The 20,197-nt window shown below is 66.6% G+C and carries 16 protein-coding genes; 10 read left to right on the top strand and 6 right to left on the bottom strand.

Features of this window, described 5'->3' with window-relative positions; all coding sequences use genetic code 11:
- From NV2_RS14330 to hpf, 10 genes are all read left to right on the top strand, one after another.
- Positions 1-1,335: coenzyme F420-0:L-glutamate ligase (locus tag NV2_RS14330; RefSeq protein ID WP_067873334.1), on the top strand; the 1,335-nt coding region annotated here is incomplete at its 5' end.
- Positions 1,332-1,850, top strand: a complete 519-nt coding sequence (locus tag NV2_RS14325; RefSeq protein ID WP_067873332.1) for an NUDIX hydrolase — start codon at positions 1,332-1,334, stop codon at positions 1,848-1,850. The genes NV2_RS14330 and NV2_RS14325, both read left to right, overlap by 4 nt.
- A gap of 636 nt (positions 1,851-2,486) precedes the next feature.
- Positions 2,487-3,590 carry an alkane 1-monooxygenase gene (locus tag NV2_RS14320; protein WP_084474654.1) on the top strand — a complete coding sequence of 368 codons (1,104 nt, stop codon included), beginning with the start codon at positions 2,487-2,489 and terminating at the stop codon, positions 3,588-3,590.
- Between the two features lie 88 nt (positions 3,591-3,678).
- Positions 3,679-5,160, top strand: a complete 1,482-nt coding sequence (ahcY, locus tag NV2_RS14315; RefSeq protein WP_067873326.1) for an adenosylhomocysteinase — start codon at positions 3,679-3,681, stop codon at positions 5,158-5,160.
- Between the two features lie 527 nt (positions 5,161-5,687).
- Positions 5,688-6,335: a dTMP kinase gene (locus NV2_RS14310; protein ID WP_067873361.1), complete on the top strand. Its 648-nt coding sequence runs from the start codon at positions 5,688-5,690 to the stop codon at positions 6,333-6,335.
- Between the two features lie 78 nt (positions 6,336-6,413).
- Positions 6,414-7,091 carry an MtrAB system response regulator MtrA gene (mtrA, locus tag NV2_RS14305; protein ID WP_030515021.1) on the top strand — a complete coding sequence of 226 codons (678 nt, stop codon included), beginning with the start codon at positions 6,414-6,416 and terminating at the stop codon, positions 7,089-7,091.
- 115 nt (positions 7,092-7,206) lie between these two features.
- On the top strand, positions 7,207-9,372 hold the full coding sequence (mtrB, locus tag NV2_RS14300) for an MtrAB system histidine kinase MtrB (RefSeq protein ID WP_245662602.1): 2,166 nt from the start codon (positions 7,207-7,209) through the stop codon (positions 9,370-9,372).
- Complete coding sequence (gene lpqB, locus NV2_RS14295; RefSeq protein ID WP_067873323.1) at positions 9,369-11,180, top strand: MtrAB system accessory lipoprotein LpqB; 1,812 nt, start codon at positions 9,369-9,371, stop codon at positions 11,178-11,180. The genes mtrB and lpqB overlap by 4 nt, the downstream gene beginning before the upstream one ends.
- A 37-nt stretch (positions 11,181-11,217) precedes the next feature.
- Entirely contained in the window at positions 11,218-11,865 is a 648-nt protein-coding gene (locus tag NV2_RS14290) for a ComF family protein (RefSeq protein WP_067873320.1), read from the top strand.
- A 368-nt stretch (positions 11,866-12,233) separates the two neighbouring features.
- Entirely contained in the window at positions 12,234-12,851 is a 618-nt protein-coding gene (gene hpf, locus NV2_RS14285) for a ribosome hibernation-promoting factor, HPF/YfiA family (RefSeq protein ID WP_067873318.1), read from the top strand.
- A gap of 61 nt (positions 12,852-12,912) precedes the next feature.
- Here the strand turns inward: hpf and bluB are convergent, their stop codons facing one another.
- From bluB to NV2_RS14255, 6 genes are all read right to left on the bottom strand, one after another.
- Entirely contained in the window at positions 12,913-13,557 is a 645-nt protein-coding gene (gene bluB / locus NV2_RS14280) for a 5,6-dimethylbenzimidazole synthase (protein ID WP_067873315.1), read from the bottom strand.
- Between the two features lie 92 nt (positions 13,558-13,649).
- A complete protein-coding gene (locus NV2_RS14275) occupies positions 13,650-14,906 on the bottom strand; it encodes a fatty acid desaturase family protein (RefSeq protein ID WP_067873313.1) in 1,257 nt (418 codons plus the stop codon).
- 97 nt (positions 14,907-15,003) lie between these two features.
- A complete protein-coding gene (locus tag NV2_RS14270; RefSeq protein WP_067873310.1) occupies positions 15,004-16,404 on the bottom strand; it encodes a fatty acid desaturase family protein in 1,401 nt (466 codons plus the stop codon).
- A gap of 159 nt (positions 16,405-16,563) precedes the next feature.
- Positions 16,564-17,733 (bottom strand): ferredoxin reductase, encoded by a 1,170-nt coding sequence (locus NV2_RS14265; RefSeq protein ID WP_067873358.1) that lies wholly within the window; start codon positions 17,731-17,733, stop codon positions 16,564-16,566.
- An 85-nt stretch (positions 17,734-17,818) separates the two neighbouring features.
- Complete coding sequence (locus NV2_RS14260) at positions 17,819-18,430, bottom strand: DUF6912 family protein (protein WP_376740204.1); 612 nt, start codon at positions 18,428-18,430, stop codon at positions 17,819-17,821.
- Positions 18,417-19,853, bottom strand: coding sequence for a WS/DGAT/MGAT family O-acyltransferase (locus NV2_RS14255; protein WP_067873308.1), 1,437 nt, complete (start codon positions 19,851-19,853; stop codon positions 18,417-18,419). Before NV2_RS14255 ends, NV2_RS14260 begins: the two co-directional genes overlap by 14 nt.
- Positions 19,854-20,197: the final 344 nt, after the last annotated feature.

Here is a 20,197-nt window from a genome sequence, read left to right as displayed (position 1 = left end):
GATCATGCGCCCGGCGGGGAGCTTCGCATCATCCCGGTTCCCGGGCTCCCGGAGTTCCGGCCCGGTGACGACGTCGCCGAAAGTATTGCGTCACAAGCCCCCTGGCTCGTCGACGGTGATGTGCTGGTGGTCACGAGCAAGATCGTCGCCAAGGCGGAGGGGCGGATCGTCGCGGCGCCGCCGGACCCGGAGGAGCGCGATGAGCTGCGCCGGCAGCTGGTCGACGATGAGGCGGTGCGGGTGGTGGCCCGTAAGGGCCGCACGCTGATCACCGAGAACCGGATCGGCATCGTGCAGGCTGCCTCCGGGGTCGACGGCTCCAATGTCGAACAGGGTGAACTGGTGTTGCTGCCGGTCGATCCCGACGCCAGCGCCAAGGCGATCCGCGCGACCGTGGCGCAGCGGCTGGGTGTCGATGTCGCGGTGGTGATCACCGACACGATGGGCCGTGCCTGGCGGATCGGGCAGGTCGACGCGGCGATCGGTGCTGCCGGCTTGCGGGTGGTGCACGATTACGCCGGTGCGGTCGACGGGCAGGGCAACGAGCTTCAGGTGACGCAGGTCGCGGTGGCCGACGAGCTCGCTGCCGCAGCGGATCTGGCGAAGGGCAAGCTCGGCGGCGTGCCGGTGGCGGTGGTGCGCGGCTTGGTCACCGAGGACGACGGTTCCACCGCGAAGGATCTGTTGCGGGGCGGCGAGGAGGACCTGTTCTGGCTCGGCACCGCGGAGGCGATCGAGCGGGGTCGTCGGGAGGCGCTGCTGGTTCGGCGTTCGGTGCGGGCATTCGCCGAGACCCCGGTGGAGCCGGAGCTGATCCGTGCGGCGGTCGCGGACGGGTTGACCGCTCCCGCGCCGCACCACACCCATCCGGTGCGGTTCGTCTGGGTGCGTCGGCCGGAATTGCGCGAACAGTTGCTGAATGCGATGGCCGCGAAATGGCGTGCGGATCTCGGCGGCGACGGCCTGGAGCCGCAGCGGGTCGAACGACGGGTCGCACGGGGACGCATCCTGTTCGATGCCCCCGAGGTGATCATTCCGTTCTGGGTGCCCGACGGGGCACACGACTATCCCGATCAGCGCCGTCGCGACGCCGAAGCGACCATGTTCACGGTGGCGGCCGGCGCGGCCGTGCAGGGACTGCTGGTTGCCTTGGCCACGCGCGGGGTGGGGAGCTGCTGGATCGGTTCGACCATCTTCGCGCCCGAGGTGACTCGTGCGGTGCTGGAGGTCGACGACGACTGGAATCCCCTGGGCGCGATAGCGGTCGGCTATCCCTTGGAGGAGTCGGCGCCGCGCCCGCCGCGCGCGGACGGATTCGGGCTGGTCGAACTGTGAGTGCGGAATCGCTGCACGCCTCGGCTGTCGACCTGCTAGAGCGGTGGCGTCCCGCAATGCATTCCGAGCATTCGGTGCGGGAGGCGATGCTGGCGTTCCTCGGTTCGGCGCCGCGCGGATGTCTGCGTGACCATGCGCCGGGGCACATCACGGCCTCGGCCGTGGTGTTCTCCGCCGACGAGCGTGAGGTGCTGCTGACCCTGCATCCGAGGGTGGGCCGGTGGATCCAATTGGGCGGTCATTGCGAACCGGAGGACGACACCGTGGTCGGTGCCGCTCTCCGGGAGGCCACCGAGGAGTCCGGCATCGACGGCCTGGTGGTCGAGCCGGAGCTGTACGGCGCGCAGGCGCATCCGATCACGTGTTCACTGGGTGTGCCGACCCGGCACCTGGATCTGCTGTTCAAGATCCGGGCGCCGCGTGATGCGGTGGCGGTGCGCAGTGCGGAGTCGACCGATCTGCGCTGGTGGCCGGTCGATGCCCTCCCGCCCGATTCGGATGTGCTGTTGCGGTGAGGCGTCACCGTCCGGCGGGGCCCGTTCGGGCGCACCGAATGCCGGATGCGGCGAACCGGACCGGTCGGCCCGCGAAGTTCCCGCAATCCGATTGTCGACTCTCGACCGGCCGTACCGGACCCTGGAGTCCGGTACCGCACGCCGGTCGACGGTCGCCCGGTGCTCGCGCCCGCCCGGGTCGAGGTGACCGGTTCGTAGCGGTGGCGTGACCGAGGTCCGGTCGTGCCTTCGCGGCCGTGGCCGCACCGTGATCGGTACTGCGAGCACCTTCCGGCGCAGGGGGAGGGCGCAGGTCCAGGTGTATAACGATTTCGTCGCGGCACGGTGCGGATGCTGGACAGCAACCAGATCCGTAGCGGGTGGCCCGGCGAGGCCCGGGTGGTGACCGATGACCGTGCAGAGTGTTCCGGGAGGCTGGATCGCTGAACGTTCGCTGCCTGCCGGTACCCGTGAAAAACCCGCTCGAGCGGGGCTGCTCGCGTTGTAACAGTCACCACTTCGACTACGTCCGCCCTGCGTAACGCACGTACAGTCGGTACAGATTTATCGGGGAAAGGTCCGATTCGGTTCGAGCGGGGCAGTGTGCAATCAGTTGGCAAACGTGAATATTCGCGTGACCCGAAGAAGTCCCTATGGATGCTCGGCTTGATCGCGCCGGGATGCGCATTGCTCCCCTCCCAACTGGTCCTACATACCGGCGTCGCCGCGTTCTGGTGGCTCGGTCCCATGATCGTTCTGGTCGCGATTCCGTTGCTGGACTGGCTGATCGGTGAGGACGGCAACAATCCGCGCGACGAGGACTACGAACGTCTCTCGCGCGATCGTTACTACCGCTGGTGCACATATCTGTTCCTGCCGATCCAGCTGGCCGGCCTGGTGATCGCCGCCTACATGTGGGCGGGTGACGAGCTCGGCGTGGTGGACAAGCTGGGGTTGGCCGCAACCCTCGGCCTGGTCAGCGGGATCGGCATCAATGCCGCACACGAGCTGGGGCACCGGGTCGAGCGCCTGGAACGCTGGTTGGCCAAGCTGGCGCTCGCCCAGTCCGGATACGGGCACTTCTACGTCGAGCACAACAAGGGGCATCACGCGCGGGTCGCGACGCCGGAGGATCCGGCGAGCGCCCGGTTGGGGGAGTCGCTGTGGATGTTCCTGCCGCGCAGCATCGCCGGGGGGATGCGCTCGGCGATCCGGCTGGAGGGCGCCCGGCTCCGGCGTAAGGGGCTGGGCTGGTGGAGTTTCCGCAACAACATCCTGCAGGCCTGGTCGATGACGGTGGTGCTCTACGGTGCGCTGATACTGGCCTTCGGTCCGGCGATGCTGCCCTACCTGCTGTTGCAGGCGGTCCTCGGCTTCGGGCTGCTGGAGACGGTCAACTACGTCGAGCACTACGGCCTGCTGCGAGCCCGGATGCCCGGCGGGCGCTGGGCGCGCTGCTCACCGGCCGACAGCTGGAACTCCGACCGGCTGGTGACCAATATCTTCCTGTTCCATCTGCAGCGGCACAGTGATCATCATGCGAACCCGGGCCGGCGCTACCAGACCCTGCGCAGTAGTGACGAGGCACCGCAGCTACCGGCCGGATACGCGACCATGGTCGTGCTGGCGACGGTGCCCGTGCTGTGGCGGCGCGTGATGGACCCGAAGGTGCAGGCGCACTACGGTGGCGATCTGAGCCGCGCGAATATTGCCCCACGCAAGCGCCGGCGGATTCTGGAGCCCTACGGCCTGGCCGGATAGCACCGCCCCCGTCGGCGCGCACCGATCCGTGGTGAGCGGCTAGCCTGAGTTGTCGAACCGACATCCACCGAGAGGCTGATCCAGGCGCATGACGACCTCAGAACTTTCCGCGAGCACCACCCCGACCCCCGATGCCCGCAACGGCATCGATTACAAGGTGGCGGATCTGTCGCTGGCCGAGTTCGGCCGTAAGGAGATCCGGCTGGCCGAGCACGAGATGCCCGGCCTCATGGCGCTGCGTCGCGAGTACGCGGAGGTGCGGCCGCTGCAGGGGGCGCGCATCTCCGGTTCGCTGCACATGACCGTGCAGACCGCGGTGCTGATCGAGACCCTGGTCGAGCTCGGCGCGCAGGTGCGCTGGGCGTCCTGCAACATCTTCTCCACCCAGGACCATGCTGCCGCCGCCGTCGTGGTCGGCCCGCACGGCACCGTCGAGGAGCCGAAGGGTGTGCCGGTCTTCGCCTGGAAGGGTGAGTCCCTCGAGGAGTACTGGTGGGCGGCCGAGCAGATGCTCACCTGGCCGAACGAACCCGCGAACATGATTCTCGACGACGGCGGCGATGCCACCATGCTGGTGCTGCGCGGTGCCCAGTTCGAGAAGGCGGGAGTCGTGCCGCCGGAGGACGAGACGCACTCCACCGAGTACAAGGTGTTCCTGAACCTGCTGCGTGCGAGCCTGGCTGCCGAGCCGGCCAAATGGGGCGCCATCGCGGAATCGGTGCAGGGCGTCACCGAGGAGACCACGACCGGCGTGCTGCGGCTCTACCAGTTCGCTGCCGCGGGTGAGCTGACCTTCCCCGCGATCAATGTGAACGACTCGGTCACCAAGTCGAAGTTCGACAACAAGTACGGCACCCGCCACTCGCTGATCGACGGCATCAACCGCGGCACCGATGTGCTGATCGGTGGTAAGAAGGTGCTGATCTGCGGATACGGCGATGTGGGCAAGGGCTGCGCGGAGTCGCTGGCCGGCCAGGGTGCGCGCGTGCAGGTCACCGAGATCGATCCGATCAACGCGCTGCAGGCACTGATGGACGGGTTCGACGTGGTCACCGTCGATAAGGCCATCGGGGATGCCGACATCGTGATCACCTCGACCGGTAACAAGGACATCATCGGCCTGGACGCGATGAAAGCCATGAAGGATCAGGCGATCCTGGGCAATATCGGCCACTTCGACAACGAGATCGATATGGCGGCCCTGGAGAATTCGGGTGCCGGCCGCCTGAACATCAAGCCGCAGGTGGACCTGTGGACCTTCGAGTCCGGCAAGTCGATCATCGTGCTGAGCGAGGGCCGGTTGCTGAATCTGGGTAATGCCACCGGGCACCCGTCGTTCGTGATGAGCAACAGCTTCTCCAACCAGGTCATCGCACAGATCGAGCTGTGGACCAAGCCGGAGGAGTACGACAACGAGGTCTACCGCCTGCCCAAGGTGCTGGACGAGAAGGTCGCCCGCATCCACGTGGAGGCGCTGGGTGGCACCCTCACCAAGCTGACCAAGGATCAGGCCGAGTACATCGGTGTGGACGTCGAGGGCCCGTACAAGCCGGAGCACTACCGCTACTGAGCCGCGCTACTGGTGCCGGCGCGTCGAGGCGCCCGCCCCGCAAACCCTGGTGGGTTCGCGGGACGGGCGTTTTGCCCGGTGTGGCAGCGGCGATCGTGGTCGTCACGCGGCTGCAGCGCGTGGATCTAGCAGACCGTTCCCGGGGTGCATCCCTGGCTTATCTGCTCGAGCAATTTCAGAATGCTGACGACGCTGCTCCCGCCGCCGTCGATACTTCCCGAATCAACACTTCCGGTCGACAAACTTCCGGAATCGGCGACCGGGGTAGGGGGGAGTGCCGTGGCGGACGCGACACCGGCGCTCAGGGCGGCGGTGACGACGAAAGATGCTACGGCGGTAAGCAATACGCGAGGGGGGTTCATATCGGCCTTTCGGATGTCGGAACCCTTGTTGATCTTGCGTGGCCGCCCGGGCGTTATCGTGCGCGAAGCCCGCAAAAGTACCGGCTTCCGGAACGACGTCACTTCGGGTAGCGGGGCGTGGTGGTACCCGGAACGGTGGGCACCGTGCCCGGTAATCTGCACGGCATGGGTGCACTGATCGCTGTCGAAGGGCTCGACGGCGCCGGGAAACGGACGCTGATCGATGCTGTCGTCGCGGACCTGCGTGGGCGGGGTCTACGCGTGGCCACGCTCGCATTTCCGCGCTACGGACGGTCGGTGCACGCGGATCTGGCGGCGGAGGCGCTGCGTGGCCGGCACGGCGACGTCGCGGCGTCGATCAATGCGATGGCGGTCCTGTTCGCGCTGGACCGGTCGGGGGCTCGTGACGAGCTGTCGAAGCTTTTGGCGGACAACGATATCGTGCTGCTGGATCGCTATGTCGCCTCCAACGCCGCTTACAGCGCCGCCCGGGCCGGCCAGCAGCCCGACGGTGAAATCGTCTCGTGGGTAGCCGAATTGGAGTTCGGCCGGTTCGAACTCCCGGCGCCCGATGTGCAGGTGCTGCTCGACGTTCCCACGGAGTTGGCGGCCGAGCGCGCCCGGCACCGCGGAGAACTCGACAGCTCCCGGGCATTGGATACCTACGAACGTGATATACCGCTGCAGGAACGTACTGCGGCGGTCTATCGTATGCTGGCGCAATCCCAATGGCACGGGTCGTGGTGGGTCCATGCGCCACACGACGATCCGGGCCGACTCGCCGCACGCCTGTCGGATCTGGTTGCCCGATAGGGAGGATGTGCGTCGGTAATGTAACCAGTGTTGGCGTGGTTGCCCGTTCCGAGCCGGAGAGATGACAACATAGTAGTTATGAAGCCGAAGATTCTGGTCGTCGACGACGATATGGCGCTCGCCGAGATGCTCACGATCGTCTTGCGCGGCGAGGGTTTCGATCCCCATGTGGTCGGCGACGGCACGCAGGCGCTCACCGCGGTCCGGGAATTGCGCCCGGACCTGGTACTGCTGGACCTGATGCTGCCCGGCATGAACGGTATCGATGTCTGCCGTGTGCTGCGCGCCGACTCCGGTGTGCCGATCGTGATGTTGACGGCCAAGACCGACACGGTCGACGTCGTCCTGGGATTGGAATCGGGTGCCGACGATTACATCGTCAAACCCTTCAAGCCCAAGGAGTTGGTCGCTCGGGTGCGGGCGCGGTTGCGCCGTACCGACGACGAGCCGGCCGAACTGCTGTCGATCGCCGACATCGTCATCGACGTACCGGCCCACAAGGTGACCCGCAGCGGCCAGCAGATCTCGCTGACCCCGCTCGAGTTCGATCTGCTGGTGGCGCTGGCACGCAAACCGCGTCAGGTATTCACCCGCGAGGTCCTGCTCGAACAGGTCTGGGGTTACCGGCACGCGGCCGACACCCGTCTGGTGAACGTGCACGTGCAGCGACTGCGGGCCAAGGTCGAGAAGGACCCCGAGAACCCCGAGATCGTGCTCACCGTACGCGGTGTGGGTTACAAGGCCGGACCGCCGTGATCGACCGCTGTGCGGCGGTCAGGACAGCGGCACGGCCGCGAGTCGACACGGCACAGCCGAGCAACACCGGGGTACGAGCGAGCGCCGACGAGCAGTCGTGCGTCCATGAGGGGCAATCGTGATCGCTGGCTCCAGGGACCGCGTCGCGCGGTGGCTGGCAGCTGTGGTGGCCTGGTTCCGATCCGTCGGGGAATCGCTCGGCCACATGTGGCGTCGTTCGCTGCAGGTGCGCGTGGTGGTATCCACGCTCACGCTGTCACTGATCGTGATCACGATCCTCGGTGTGGTGCTGACCAGTCAGATCACCGACCGCCTGCTGGATGCGAAGGTCAATGCGGCCGTCGAGGAGATGGGCCGCGCCCGCAATACGGTCGAGGCGCAGCTGACCGGAGTATCGGACACCAACACCAAGGCCGTGCGGATGCAGGAGGCGGTGCGTTCGCTGTCGGCCGGTGGTGGTAGCGGTTCCGCCTCCGGTGGCGGCGCCGGCACCTACGATGTCGCACTCGCCATGGCCGGTGACGGCCAGCAGGAAGTGACCGCGGGTCCGCTGATGCAGGTGCCGGAGGAACTGCGCAGCTTCGTACAGCAGAACCAGGTCAGCTACCAGTTCTGGACGATGTCGGATCCGGGTGGCTACAGCGGCCCGGCGCTGATCATCGGTAGCCCCAGCATCGAGGTGCCGACCCTCGAGGTCTATCTGATCTTCCCGCTCAACAACGAACAGCGCAGTCTGAGCCTGATGCGCGGCACCATGCTGATCGGCGGGGTGGTGCTGCTGGTCCTGCTGGCCGCGATCACCGCGTTGGTGACCCGGCAGGTGGTGTTGCCGATCCGCTCCGCCGCCCGTATCGCGGGCCGCTTCGCCGACGGCCGCCTCAAGGAACGCATGCTGGTGCGGGGCGAGGACGATATGGCCAGACTCGCCATGTCGTTCAACGAGATGGCCGAGAGTCTGTCGAAACAGATCACTCAGCTGGAGGAATTCGGCAATCTGCAACGCCGCTTCACCTCCGATGTCAGCCATGAGCTGCGTACCCCGCTGACTACCGTGCGGATGGCCGCGGACCTGATCCACGGCTCCAGCGACGAACTCGATCCGGCCCTGGCGCGCAGTGCCGAACTGCTGGTCACCGAGCTGGACCGCTTCGAGGGCCTGCTCAACGATCTGCTCGAGATCAGCCGCCACGATGCGGGTGTGGCCGAATTGCAGGTGGAATCGCTGGACGTGCGCATGTGTGCGCGGGCCGCGGTGTCCACGGTCCGGCATCTGGCCAAGGAAGCCGGCTGTGAGCTGATCGTCGATCTGCCCGACGAGCCGCTGATCGCCGAGGTGGACCCGCGTCGCGTCGAACGGGTGCTCCGCAATCTGCTCGCCAACGCCATCGACCACAGCGAGGGCAAGCCGGTGCTGATCCGGATGCGCGGTGACAGCGAGGTCAATGCTGTCGCGATGGTCGTGCGTGACCAGGGGGTGGGTTTGCGGCCCGGTGAGGAGAAGCTGGTCTTCAACCGCTTCTGGCGCTCGGATCCTTCGCGGATGCGCCGTTCGGGCGGAACCGGCCTGGGACTGGCGATCAGTGTCGAGGACGCGAATCTGCACGAGGGCCGCCTGGAGGCCTGGGGCGAACCCGGTGTGGGTGCGAGTTTCCGGCTCACCCTGCCGCTGCAACGGGGTCGCAAACTGGGGCCGAGCCCACTGGCACTGGAACCACCGAAACGTCGCCTGGCCGAGTTCCCGGCCGAAACCACCGGCGACCCCACGGACGGAGCTCCCGACACCACCTCCGACAAGGCCGATGCGGAGCCCGGCGGGACGGACGACCCGTCCGATCCCGAGGGGCCGTCGGTCGAGTCCGGCGCCAAGGGCGAGACATCGTCGTCCCCCACAACATCGGAGGCCGAATCCGGCGGTGCTCGAGCCGGCGAGTCGAGCGGTGCTCGAGACTCGGAGTCCGGCGGTGCTCGTGACGCCGAGTCGGGCGGTGTCCGTGACGCCGAGTCCGGCGCTGCCCGAGGTGCCGAGTCCGGCGGTGCCGCAGATGCCGAGACCGGCGCTGCCGAAACCGGGGCCGACGCCGCACATTCCGAGGTAGTCGCCGGTTCGCCGTCGGGTCCCGGCTCGTCGGTCGACTCCGATGACGCGGCGGCGGAGCCGGGTACCGTCGACGCGGAACCGTCACCCGGGCGGAAGAATTCTCCGGATGCCGCCGCGAAGGGCACGGACTCGGACGGTCCCGATCCCGCCGCTCCGGCCGACAAAGAGGACATCAACCCATGAACCGCACCCGCGTGACAACGCTGCTCGGCGCGCTGTTCAGTTGCGTGCTGGTGCTTTCGGGATGTGCCAATCTGCCGGATTCCTCGGCGCCGCAAGCCCTGGGCACGATCAGCAACGAGCCGACCTCGACGGGACCACATCCGCCGGCCAACGGGCGGGATCCGGACCTCCTGCTCCACGACTTCCTGGAGGCCACCGCCGATCCGGCCGAGAACCATGGCACCGCCCGGCAGTACCTGACACCGCCGGCGGCGGAGGGCTGGGACGACACGGCCCGGACCGTCGTCATCGACAAGCCCGATACGCTGCGGGAATCGATCAGCGCCGACACGGCGACCTACCGGGTGCGCGGCCGAAAGCTGGGGGAACTGGAACCCGACGGCTCCTTCCGCGCGCAGGCGAACACCTACGAGGCCCGAATCGAGATGACGAAGGTCGGCGACGAGTGGCGGATCAACCAGTTGGAACCGGGCGTCGTCGTCGACAGCACGGCGTTCTACCAGTCCTATCACCGCTATTCGCTGTTCTTCGTCAACAATGCCGACACCAACATGGTCCCCGATCTGCGCTGGGTCGCGGCCCGGAAAGAGGATCTCGCGCAAGAGCTGCTGACGCTGTTGACGGCGGGACCGCAGCCCGGACTCGCTCCCGCGGTGCACAACGTGCTGGCCGCACCGATCAGCCTGGCAGCGGACGTCACCAAGGCGGACGGGACGACCACCAATGTCGGGGTCGGTCTCGGCGGGGTGCGGATCGATTTCTCCGGAGCCTCGGGACTCGACAAGCGCAGCAGGGAACTGCTCGCCGCTCAGGTGGTGCTGACATTGTCCGGGGCCGGAATCCTGGGACCGTATGTGCTGTTCGCGGACGGTAGGCCGCTCGACGAGCGGCACGCCGGGGTCGGATGGTCACTCGACGACGTCAAAGCGCTGCACTTGACGGAGCCGGCCGACGATCGGGCCGGGTTACATGCGCTGCAGGACGGTGCGCTGGTCAAGGTGGAGTCCGGCCGCGGCGGGATCGTTCCCGCGCCCGGTTATTTCGGCAATGCCCACAATCTGCGGTCGGTCGGATTGTCCGAGAACGGTCAGTTGGTAGCAGCGGTGGCCGATAGTGGTCAGCCTCCTCCGGCTCCGAAGCAGACCTTGGTGGTCGGTTCGTACGACGGCGCCTCCACCTTCTCGGTGGAACAGGGGGATACCTTCACTCGGCCGTCGTGGACCGCCGACGGTGACGCGGTGTGGACGGTGATCGACGGGACCAGGGTCATCCGCGTGGTGCACGATCGTGCCACCGGCAATGTGTCGAAGCAGGATGTCGACAGTTCCGCACTCACGGTGGCGGAGCCGAGCAGCACCGACCCGGCCCTGCGTTTACCGATCACCGATCTGCGCATTTCGCGGGACGGGGCGCGCGCGGCGATCATCGCCGGCGGCAAGGTGTACATGGCGGTGGTGGTTGCGCAGCCCGGCGGCAACTTCTCCCTCGTCTCCCCGCAGCCGGTAGTGGTCGATTCGAGCGCGACAGCGGTGTCGATCGACTGGACCAGCTCCGACATGCTGGTGGTCGCCCGAGAAGGGGATGTGACTCCGGTGAACTCGGTGTTCATCGATGGTTCCGAGCTGACTCCGCTGTCGAGCCAGAACCTGACGTCGCCGGTACGTATGGTGAGCGCGGCACCGGACACCCTGTATGCCGCGGATTCGCGTGCGGTGATGCAGTTGCACTCCGCCGATCCCGCAACGGGACGTTTCTGGCGCGAGGTACAGGGGCTCGGCTCGACAGCGGTGCCGGTGCTGCCCGGCTGACCGGTGACATGTCGGTGCCCTCGGCGACACTGAGCCGATGCGGACACTGCTGGATGTAATCCTGCCGCAGTACTGCGCGGGCTGTGGCACGCCGGGCAGTGGCTGGTGCGCGGCGTGCGCGCTCACCTTGCGGAGCCGGCCGATGCGGTTGTGGCCTCGGACCGACCCGGGAGTGCCGTGCTGGGCGCTCGCGCAGTACGCGGGTCCGCCGCGGCGGGCTGTACTCGCCGCCAAGGAATCGGGCCGCCGAGACCTCGCTGTACCACTGGGGCAGGCACTGGCCCGGGGCCTCGATCGGATGCGTACACCCGGCCGTCCACTCGTGTTGGTGCCGGCGCCCGGCCGCAGGGTCGCGGCCCGACGGCGCGGCGGAGATCCGGTGGTTCGTGCGGCACGGGTCGCGGCCGGTTGTCTGATCGATTGCCGCAGCATGCCGGTGCTGGCGACACGCGGTGCGGTTCGCGACTCGGTCGGATTGGGCGCGTCGGAACGCCGGGCGAATCTCGCGGGCCGTGTCGTCGCCCGGGGCACCGACGCGTGCGCACCGCTGCTGCTGTCCGGTGGCATCGAAACAGTGCTGGTAGACGATGTCCTGACCACGGGTGCCACGGCGGCGGAGTCGGTGCGGGTGCTGGCCGCGGCGGGGGTACGGGTGCGCGCGGTGATGGTGACATGCGCAGCCTAACCGGGAGAAATTCGCGTGAACAGTGGCAAACACGTCGTCGGCCTATTAGCGTTGCTGGCAGAGCGATCTGACACCCGAACTCAGAGTTTGGAGGTGGCGACTCGGACGACTTCGTGCCGAGCTTCCGGTGTGAACAGCGGGCCACGGTGGCAGGCCGTAATCCTCCTTCCGGGCTCCTCGAGACACTCGGATCACCCCCGCCCGGCACGGTTGATTCCCCGCCGCACATGCATCGAATGTGCGGCCAGATCCGGGAGGTACGCGTGACGACTTCACGTCCTTCAGTGAAAGAAGTAGATCCCTCGACCGGTTCGGGTACTCGAGCAAGTGCCGCTGAACCGACCCAGACCACATCGCCCGTCTCCGATGTGCCTCGGACGCCGGACGCGGACGTCGTGGTCAAGGGACGCAATGTCGAGGTCCCCGATCATTTCCGCATTCACGTCGCGGACCGTCTCTCCCGCCTGGAACGCTTCGATCCATCGATATACCTATTCGACGTGGAACTGACCCACGAACGAAATCGCCGCCAGCGCAAGAACTGTCAACGAGTGGAGATCACCGCGCGGGGCAAGGGACCGGTGGTCCGGTCCGAAGCCTGTGCAGACAGTTTCTACGGAGCGCTCGAGCAGGCCGTGATGAAGCTCGAGTCCCGCCTGCGGCGCAGCAAGGATCGCCGCCGGGTGCACTACGGGGAGAAGACACCGATGTCGGTGGCCGAGGCGACCGCGACACTTCCGGTCGGTGCCATGCCGGTGGACGGTGCGGCGTCGACGGAGACCATCACGGAGGACGAGTACGCGGGTCCCGGTCATATCGTGCGCAAGAAGGTGCACTCGGCGACCCCGATGTCGGTCGACGACGCGCTGTACCAGATGGAGCTGGTCGGGCACGACTTCTTCCTGTTCCACGACCGGGAGAGCGACCGTCCCTCGGTGGTGTACCGGCGCCACGCCTTCGACTACGGGTTGATCCGGCTGGCGTGACCGGGTCTGGAGAGCAGCGCGGCCGGGGCATCGGATGCCCCGGCCTTACTCGTCGGGAGGTCTAGCCCGCGGCGGTGCCGTAGCGCTCCCAGTGGATCGCATTCTCGAGCGGACGGCGATCTCGCCAGCCGAACCGCTCCAGATCCGGTGTCTGCTGGAACTGGTGCACCGGGCCGATGCACAGCCAGGCAACCGGCCGGATCCCGGCCGGTAGGTCGATCAGCTCGGTCAGGTAATCGGCGTCGTAGAAGCTCACCCAGCCGACACCGATCTGTTCGGAGGTGGCGGCCAGCCAGAGGTTCTGGATCGCCAGCACGGTCGAGTACAGGCCGGTCTCGGGGACCGTCGCCCGGCCCAGGATCTGGGGTCCGCCCCGGCTGTCGTCGTGGGTGACCACGATGCCGGTCCCGCTCTCGGTAATTCCCTCGATCTTGATCGGTTCGAAGGTGGCGGCCCGCTCCGGCGGGAGCGAATCGCGGAATTCGATGCGCTTGTCCGCGACATGGCCGGCGAAGCGGGTCAACGTCTGCTCATCACGCACGACGACGAAATCCCAGGGTTGCGAATTGCCGACGCTCGGCGCGCGGTGGGCGGCGTCGAGGATGCGCAGCAGGGTCGCGTCGTCGACGAGATCTCCGGTGAATTCGGCGCGGACGTCACGGCGCTGCCGGATCACGTCGTAAATGGTGGGTTCTGGCGTGGACATCGGACCAGTCAATCAGGCCGGCACCGACAGCAGAAGGGGCTCACCGGATTCGTCTGCCGGTGAGCCCCTTCTGTCGTGGTGTGGCCGGTGGATCAGGCGGCCGAGCCGACCATATGGCGGCGGTCGGCGACGCGGCGCTTACCTTCGCGCAACGCGGTCCGCAGGCCGCGCCGGCGTCCCGTCACCGGGTCGATCGTGCCGATTCCGCCGAAGGCCCGCTCCGATTTGGTTTCCGGGGCGTCGTCGGTAGTGCGACGCAGGTACTTGTTCGGCAGCGACAGCTTGATGATGGTGCGCCACGACTTCCCGTACTGCACCGGCAGTGATCCGCTGGTGTAGGGCAGGTCGTACTTGTCGCAGAGTGCGCGCACCCGCACGCCGATCCGGCCCAGGTGGTTACTGGGCAGATCCGGGAACAGATGATGTTCGATCTGGTGGGACAGGTTTCCGGTCATGAAATGGGTGACCGGGCCACCGGTGATATTCGCGCTGCCCAGCATCTGGCGCAGGTACCACTCACCGTGGGTTTCGTTTTCGACATCGCCCTTGGTGAACTTTTCCGCACCGTCGGGGAAGTGCCCGCAGAAGATCACCGCATTGGTCCAGATATTGCGGACCACGTTGGCGGTGAGGTTCGCCGTGAGGGTCGACAGGAACGCCGGCCCGGTCAACAGCGGGAAGATCACATAATCCTTGGCCGCCTGCTTGCCCACCTTCTTCAGGACCACCCGGCGGTCCGCTTCGAACTGCAGCCGCTCCGGAGAACCGGGGGCCCACTTCTTCTTCGCCACCTTGCCCAGCTCCAAATGCTGGATGGCTACACCGTATTCGAAGAACATCTGCAGCAGCAGGTTGTAGACCGGCTGACCCAGGTAGAAAGGAGACCAGCGCTGATCGCGCGTCACCCGCAGCAGGCCATAGCCGATATCGTCGTCCATGCCCAGCACATTGGTGTACTTGTGGTGCAGGTAATTGTGGGTGATCTTCCAGTGCTCGGACGGTCCGGCGTTGTCCCATTCCCAGTTGGAGGAGTGGATTTCCGGATCGTTCATCCAGTCCCACTGGCCGTGCATGACGTTGTGGCCGATCTCCATATTCTCGATGATCTTGGCCGCGGACAGCATGGCGGTACCGGCGAACCAGGCCGGGGGGAGGAAGCTGGCGAACAGGGTCGCCCGGCCGCTGATCTCCAGGGCGCGCTGCAGACGAATCACATTACGGATGTAGCGGGCATCCTTCTCGCCCCGGGAGGCCTCGACTTCGCGCCGGATCGAGTCCAGCTCGGCACCGATGGCCTCCACATCCTCAGGCGTGAGGTGGGCGTATTCCTTGACATCCGAGATCGCCATACTGGTTACACTACCGTAGGTTACGGTTGCGTAGGTTGTCTCTGGATCGTATGACAACTGTGGCGTATCCCGCATTGTGAATGTGCCCGATATCTGATTAAGTTAGTCGCTTTCGGCGCTGCCGCAACCGCACGCGGACGGTCGCTCGCTCCCGCAGTGCGCGTCGCCGCAATATCTGCTTCTCGGCCTGCGCCTTTTCCTGGAGCACCACTTTCGCTTCGCGCAGCGCTTCCTTTTCCTGACGGGCCTTGTCGCGCAGTGCCGCTTTCGCTTCGGTCATTGCCGAACGCAATCCCCGGCGCTGTCCGGTGACCGGATCGACACCGAGCAGTGCAGCCTCCGAACCGGTGGCGGCCGTCCGGTTCAGCAGTGCGAATTTCCGCTCCGACGAGGTTTCGGGAGCATCGTCGGCCGTGCGGCGCAGGAACCGATCGGGCAGGGCAAGTTTGTGAATCGTGCGGAACGCCAGCGCATATTGCTTACCGAGCGATCCGGTCGTGTACGGCAGATCGTATTTATCGCAGAGCTCGCGCACCTGCCGTGCGATCTCCGGGTATCGATTGCTCGGGATGTCCGGAAACAGGTGGTGTTCGATCTGATAGCAGAGATTGCCGCTCATGAACGCCATCGTGGGCCCGGCTCGGAAGTTGGCGCTGCCCAGCATCTGACGCAGATACCATTCGGCCCGGGTTTCCTCGGCGAACTGCTCCTCGGTGAACTTCTCCGCGCCGTCCGGGAAATGACCGCAGAAGATCACGGCGTATGCCCACAGGTTGCGGACCAAATTGGCGGTCGCATTGGCCTGCAGTGTCTTCTTCCACCCCGGGCCGCTCAGCAGCGGGTAGACGACGAAGTCCTTGGCGACCTGCCGACCGGCCTTGCGCAGGAACTGCCGGTTCGGCTCCGACAACAACTCACTGCGCGGGATTCCCGCCTGCAATTTCGTGATCTTGAGATCGTGCAGGGCGATACCCCATTCGAACAGTGCGGCCAGGATCAGATTCGCCACCGGCTGGACGAGATTGATCGGCTGCCACTGTTCGTCGCGGGTCATCCGCAGGATGCCGAAACCCACATCGTCGTCCATGCCGACGATGTTGGTGTAGGTGTGATGGGAGAAGTTGTGGGCGTGTTTCCACTGCCCCGAGGTGCCCGTCATATCCCACTCCCAGGTCGTGGAGTGGATCTCCGGGTCGTTCATCCAGTCCCACTGCCCGTGGCTGACGTTGTGCCCGAGCTCCATGTTCTCGATGATCTTGGCGACCGACAGCATCGCGGTGCCCGCCACCCAGGCGTATTTGTTCCGCCCGGCGAACAGTGCCGCACGTCCGGCGGCTTCGAGAATGCGCTGACCGCGGATGGTGCGCCGGATGTACTGCGCGTCACGTTCACCCAGTGATTGCTCGACGGTGCGCCGGATGGTGTCGAGCTCCTGGCCGAGAGTGTCTATATCGGCCGCGGTCAGATGGGAGAACGCTTTGATGTCGGTAATCGCCACGGTGTCGGTCTGCCTCCGGTTCGCTTCGGCGAAGTGGTGTGGATGCCTCGGCCCGACGAACGGTGGGCGGATCTGTGATCGCCTCCGCCGCGCGGCGTATAGGAGGTCTCGGTTGCTTCACCGACCAGCGTACGGGGCGCCGCCGGTGCTGCGCCGACGCTACACGTCCAGGGTGCAGTTGCCGGCCGCGGCACTGATGCAGGTCTGTACCTTCTCACCGGCCTGATGTTCGGCACCGTTGCGTAGGTCGCGCACATGTCCGTCGGTCAAGGTCACTACACAGGTCTGGCAGATCCCCATCCGGCAACCGAAGGGCATCTGCACACCCGCGGCCTCGCCGGCCTCGAGCAGGCTCGTCGCGCCGTCGATCTGGGCGCTGCGGTCGGTGCGTGCGAAGGTGACGGTGCCGCCCTCGCCGGCGGCGGAGCGCTCCACCTCGAACCGTTCGACATGCAGTTTGTCGCTGATACCTGCTGCGGCCCAGTGCTTCTCGACATCGGTGAGCAGACCGCCCGGACCACAGGCCCAGGTCTCGCGTTCACGCCAGTCGGGGTAGTGGGAGTCGAGTTCGGCGAGGTCGAACTTGCCGTGCTCACCGGTGAGATGCACGTGCGAGGTGAAGCCCGGATGTTCGTCGTGCAGTGCGCGCAGCTCCGCGCCGAACATCACATCGGCCTGGGTGCGGGCGGAATGGATGTGCACGATATCGCTCATCGCCGTGCTTCCCGGGCGGTCGGCGCTGCGGCGGGCCAGCGTGCGCAGCATCGCCATCACGGGGGTGACACCGCTGCCCGCGGTGACGAACAACACTTTCTCCGGCGCCGGTTCCGGCAGCACGAATCCGCCCTGTGGCGCGGCCAGTCGCACCACCGTGCCGCTCGGTACGCCGTTGACGAGGTGGCTGGACAGGAAGCCCTCCGGCATCGCCTTGACCGCGATCGAGATCAGCCGGCCGGTGCGATCGGACGCGTCGGTCCAGTCCGGCGGGCAGGTCAGCGAATACGACCGCCAGTGCCAGCGGCCCTCGACCAACACCCCGATCCCGATGTACTGGCCCGGGGTGAAGGTGAAATCGAAACCCCAGCCGGGCTTGATCACCAGAGTCACCGAATCGGCGGTCTCCTTGCGGACTTCGACGATCCGTCCCCGCAGCTCACGTGCCGACCACAACGGATTGACCAGATGCAGGTAATCGTCGGGTAGTAGCGGGGTGGTGATACGGGCGGCCGCACCACGCAGTGCGTCCATCCCCGTGCGTCCTGCCAATTTCGCATCGGCTACCGGGGCCTCGAGCCATGCCCGCAGGCCTTGTACCGATTTCGACACCATCGTGCGAATGCTCATTTCCTGTGATCACGCGCCTGTGGCGCACCCTTCGACCCAAGGTTACGGCATCGTAGGTTGATAGTGGGGTTCAGAGCAGGTCCAGCAGGAACGGCAACTCCTGCGCCGCATACCAGGCGAGCTGGTGGTCTTCGGCGTCGCCCAGGACGAACTCCGCATCGGGATCTCCCAGGTCGGCGGCATCGATCACATCCACCGCCTTGGCGACCTCCGGCTCGGCCTCGGCCAGGTCGACATGGACCGAGGCGATCCGCTTGTAGGTGATCGGACCCGACAGCCGCACCACGGCATCGTCGAGATCCGGGCGCAGCGTGGTGCCGGTGACGTCGGCGGCGATCACCGCGCGGCGGTAGACCGGCGCCGAATACCCGGTGCCGGTGTCGTCGCCGGTTCCGGAGTTGGCGTCCGGGTCGTCACCGTCGACGGGGGAGTCCTCGGCCTGCAGCAGTGCGGCCTCGCGTTCCTGGGCCAGCAGCCGCAGCGACGCCCGTGCCGCCTCGCCCATCGCGACCTCGGCCAATTCCTCGTCGTCGCCGGAAGCGTAGGCCTCCCGCAGCGTCGGGGTCAGCGCGAACGCCGTGTCGTTGATCGCGCGTAGTTCGCGCTCGGCCACCAGCTCTCGGAGCATCGAAATGGTGGCCGGAACGTAGACCCGTAGCTTGCCCTGATCAGACGCAGGCACCGAGCATCTCCTCCATGGATTCGTGTACCGCCGCCGCCAGTACGGCGATGTCGGCCATCGCTTCGCGGTCGGCGTGAAAACCGTAGAACACCTGTCCGTCGTACGAGGTTATTCCGATACTCGACGCCTGTGTACGCAGCAACGGCGACACCGGGTACATCTCCAGCATCCGCGCGCCGCCGATGTACATCGGCTGCTGCGGTCCCGGGGCGTTGGTGATCACCAGATTGAACGTATGTTCTGCGAAGGTACTCGCCGCCCGCACGCTCATCGCATGCAGGCTGGCAGGGGCGAAGCCGGTCATGTGCACCAGTGTCCGGGCGCGTACCCCGCGCCGGTGCCGGGAATGTTCGGCGGTGGCGTGCGAGATGTGCGACAGCCGCATCACGGGGTTGCGTTCACCCACTGGCAGCCCGATCAGGAACGACGAGACCTCGCTGGGCGGACGCAGCTGTCCGGGTGCGGTGTCTGCTGTATCGGCTGTGTCATCGAGGTACACCGACATCGGCACCACCGCGCGCAGCACCGCCGACTCCACCAGCATCTGACCACGCGACTGCAGGAAGATGCGCAGTGCACCGGTGACGACCGCCAGAATCGCATCGTTGATCGAACAGTCGAACCGCCGGCGGATCCGCCGATAGTTCTCCAGCTCGGTGCGCGCGATATCGAACCGGCGCCCGCGTGAGGTCGGCTTGTTGAAGATGCTGTGCGGTGCGCTGCGCCCGGACCGGCGCGCTCGCGAGACCGCGGTCCCGAGCGCACCACCGGCGGCCGACACCACCGCCGAGGCGCCTGCTCCGGCCTCCCGCATCACCTCGAGGGCGGTGCTGGGCTGGGTGGCGACCTCCGCCAGCGCCATCGCGAGCAGTTCCATATCGCCGGGCTCGTGCCGCGCCACCCAGGTGTCGGGTGCCAGGGCACGGGGTGCGGGCTCGGAGTCCAGGATCACGTGCCCGATCTCGAGTGCGGCATCGCCGTCCACCAGTGCCGCGTGTGTCTTGGTGAACAGTGCGGACCGCCCGTGCGCCAGCCCTTCGATCAGATACATCTCCCACAGCGGCCGCGCCGGATCCAGTGGTCGCGCCGACAGCCGGCCGACCAGCTCGTGCAGCTGTTCGTCGGACCCGGGCGCCGGGAGCGCCGAGCGCCGGACGTGGTAGCTCAGGTCGAAACGACTGTCCTCGACCCAGACCGGCCGCCCGACCTGCAGCGGTATCTCGCGGACCTTGCGCCGGTAGCGCGGCACCATCGGCAGTCGGCTGTCGACAAGCTGCAGCAGCTGCTGGTAGTCGAGACCGTGACCGGTGTCGGTAGCGGCGTCGGTGCCGCGCACGATCGCGAGCGAGCCGATCAGCATGGGATTGCATTCCGACTCGAGCCGGAAGAACGACGCATCCCGCGGCGTCAGTCTCGTGATCACGCTGTCCGATACTCCTTATCCGTTCCCGTCGCTCCATTGTGATGGGACACAGCTGTTTTGCGACCGGCTGTGGAACTTGTCTCGGTCGACGAAAACTCTCCGTGCGGTCCTCGGTCGTGACATGCTGATCCGATCAGTGCCCGAGGCAGGCCGACAAGGGGAGTGTCGAATGCTCGAGTCTTTCGAAAACCCGGTGTACCTCCGCTATCCATCGAAGTATGCGCCGAACTGTGAACCGCCGCTGGAACTCGGAGGTATCACAGCGCCACGGCGGCGTGTGCCGACTCGTGGGGCCGGGATGCGGACAGCGCGCCGATCGCCGCACAGCGGTCGTTCGCCCGGAT

Source organism: Nocardia vermiculata NBRC 100427 (assembly GCF_001613265.1).
Taxonomy (GTDB): Bacteria; Actinomycetota; Actinomycetes; order Mycobacteriales; family Mycobacteriaceae; genus Nocardia; species Nocardia vermiculata.
The sequence above is the reverse complement of the archived record's forward strand: the minus strand, read 5'-3'. Positions and strand labels throughout refer to the sequence as shown.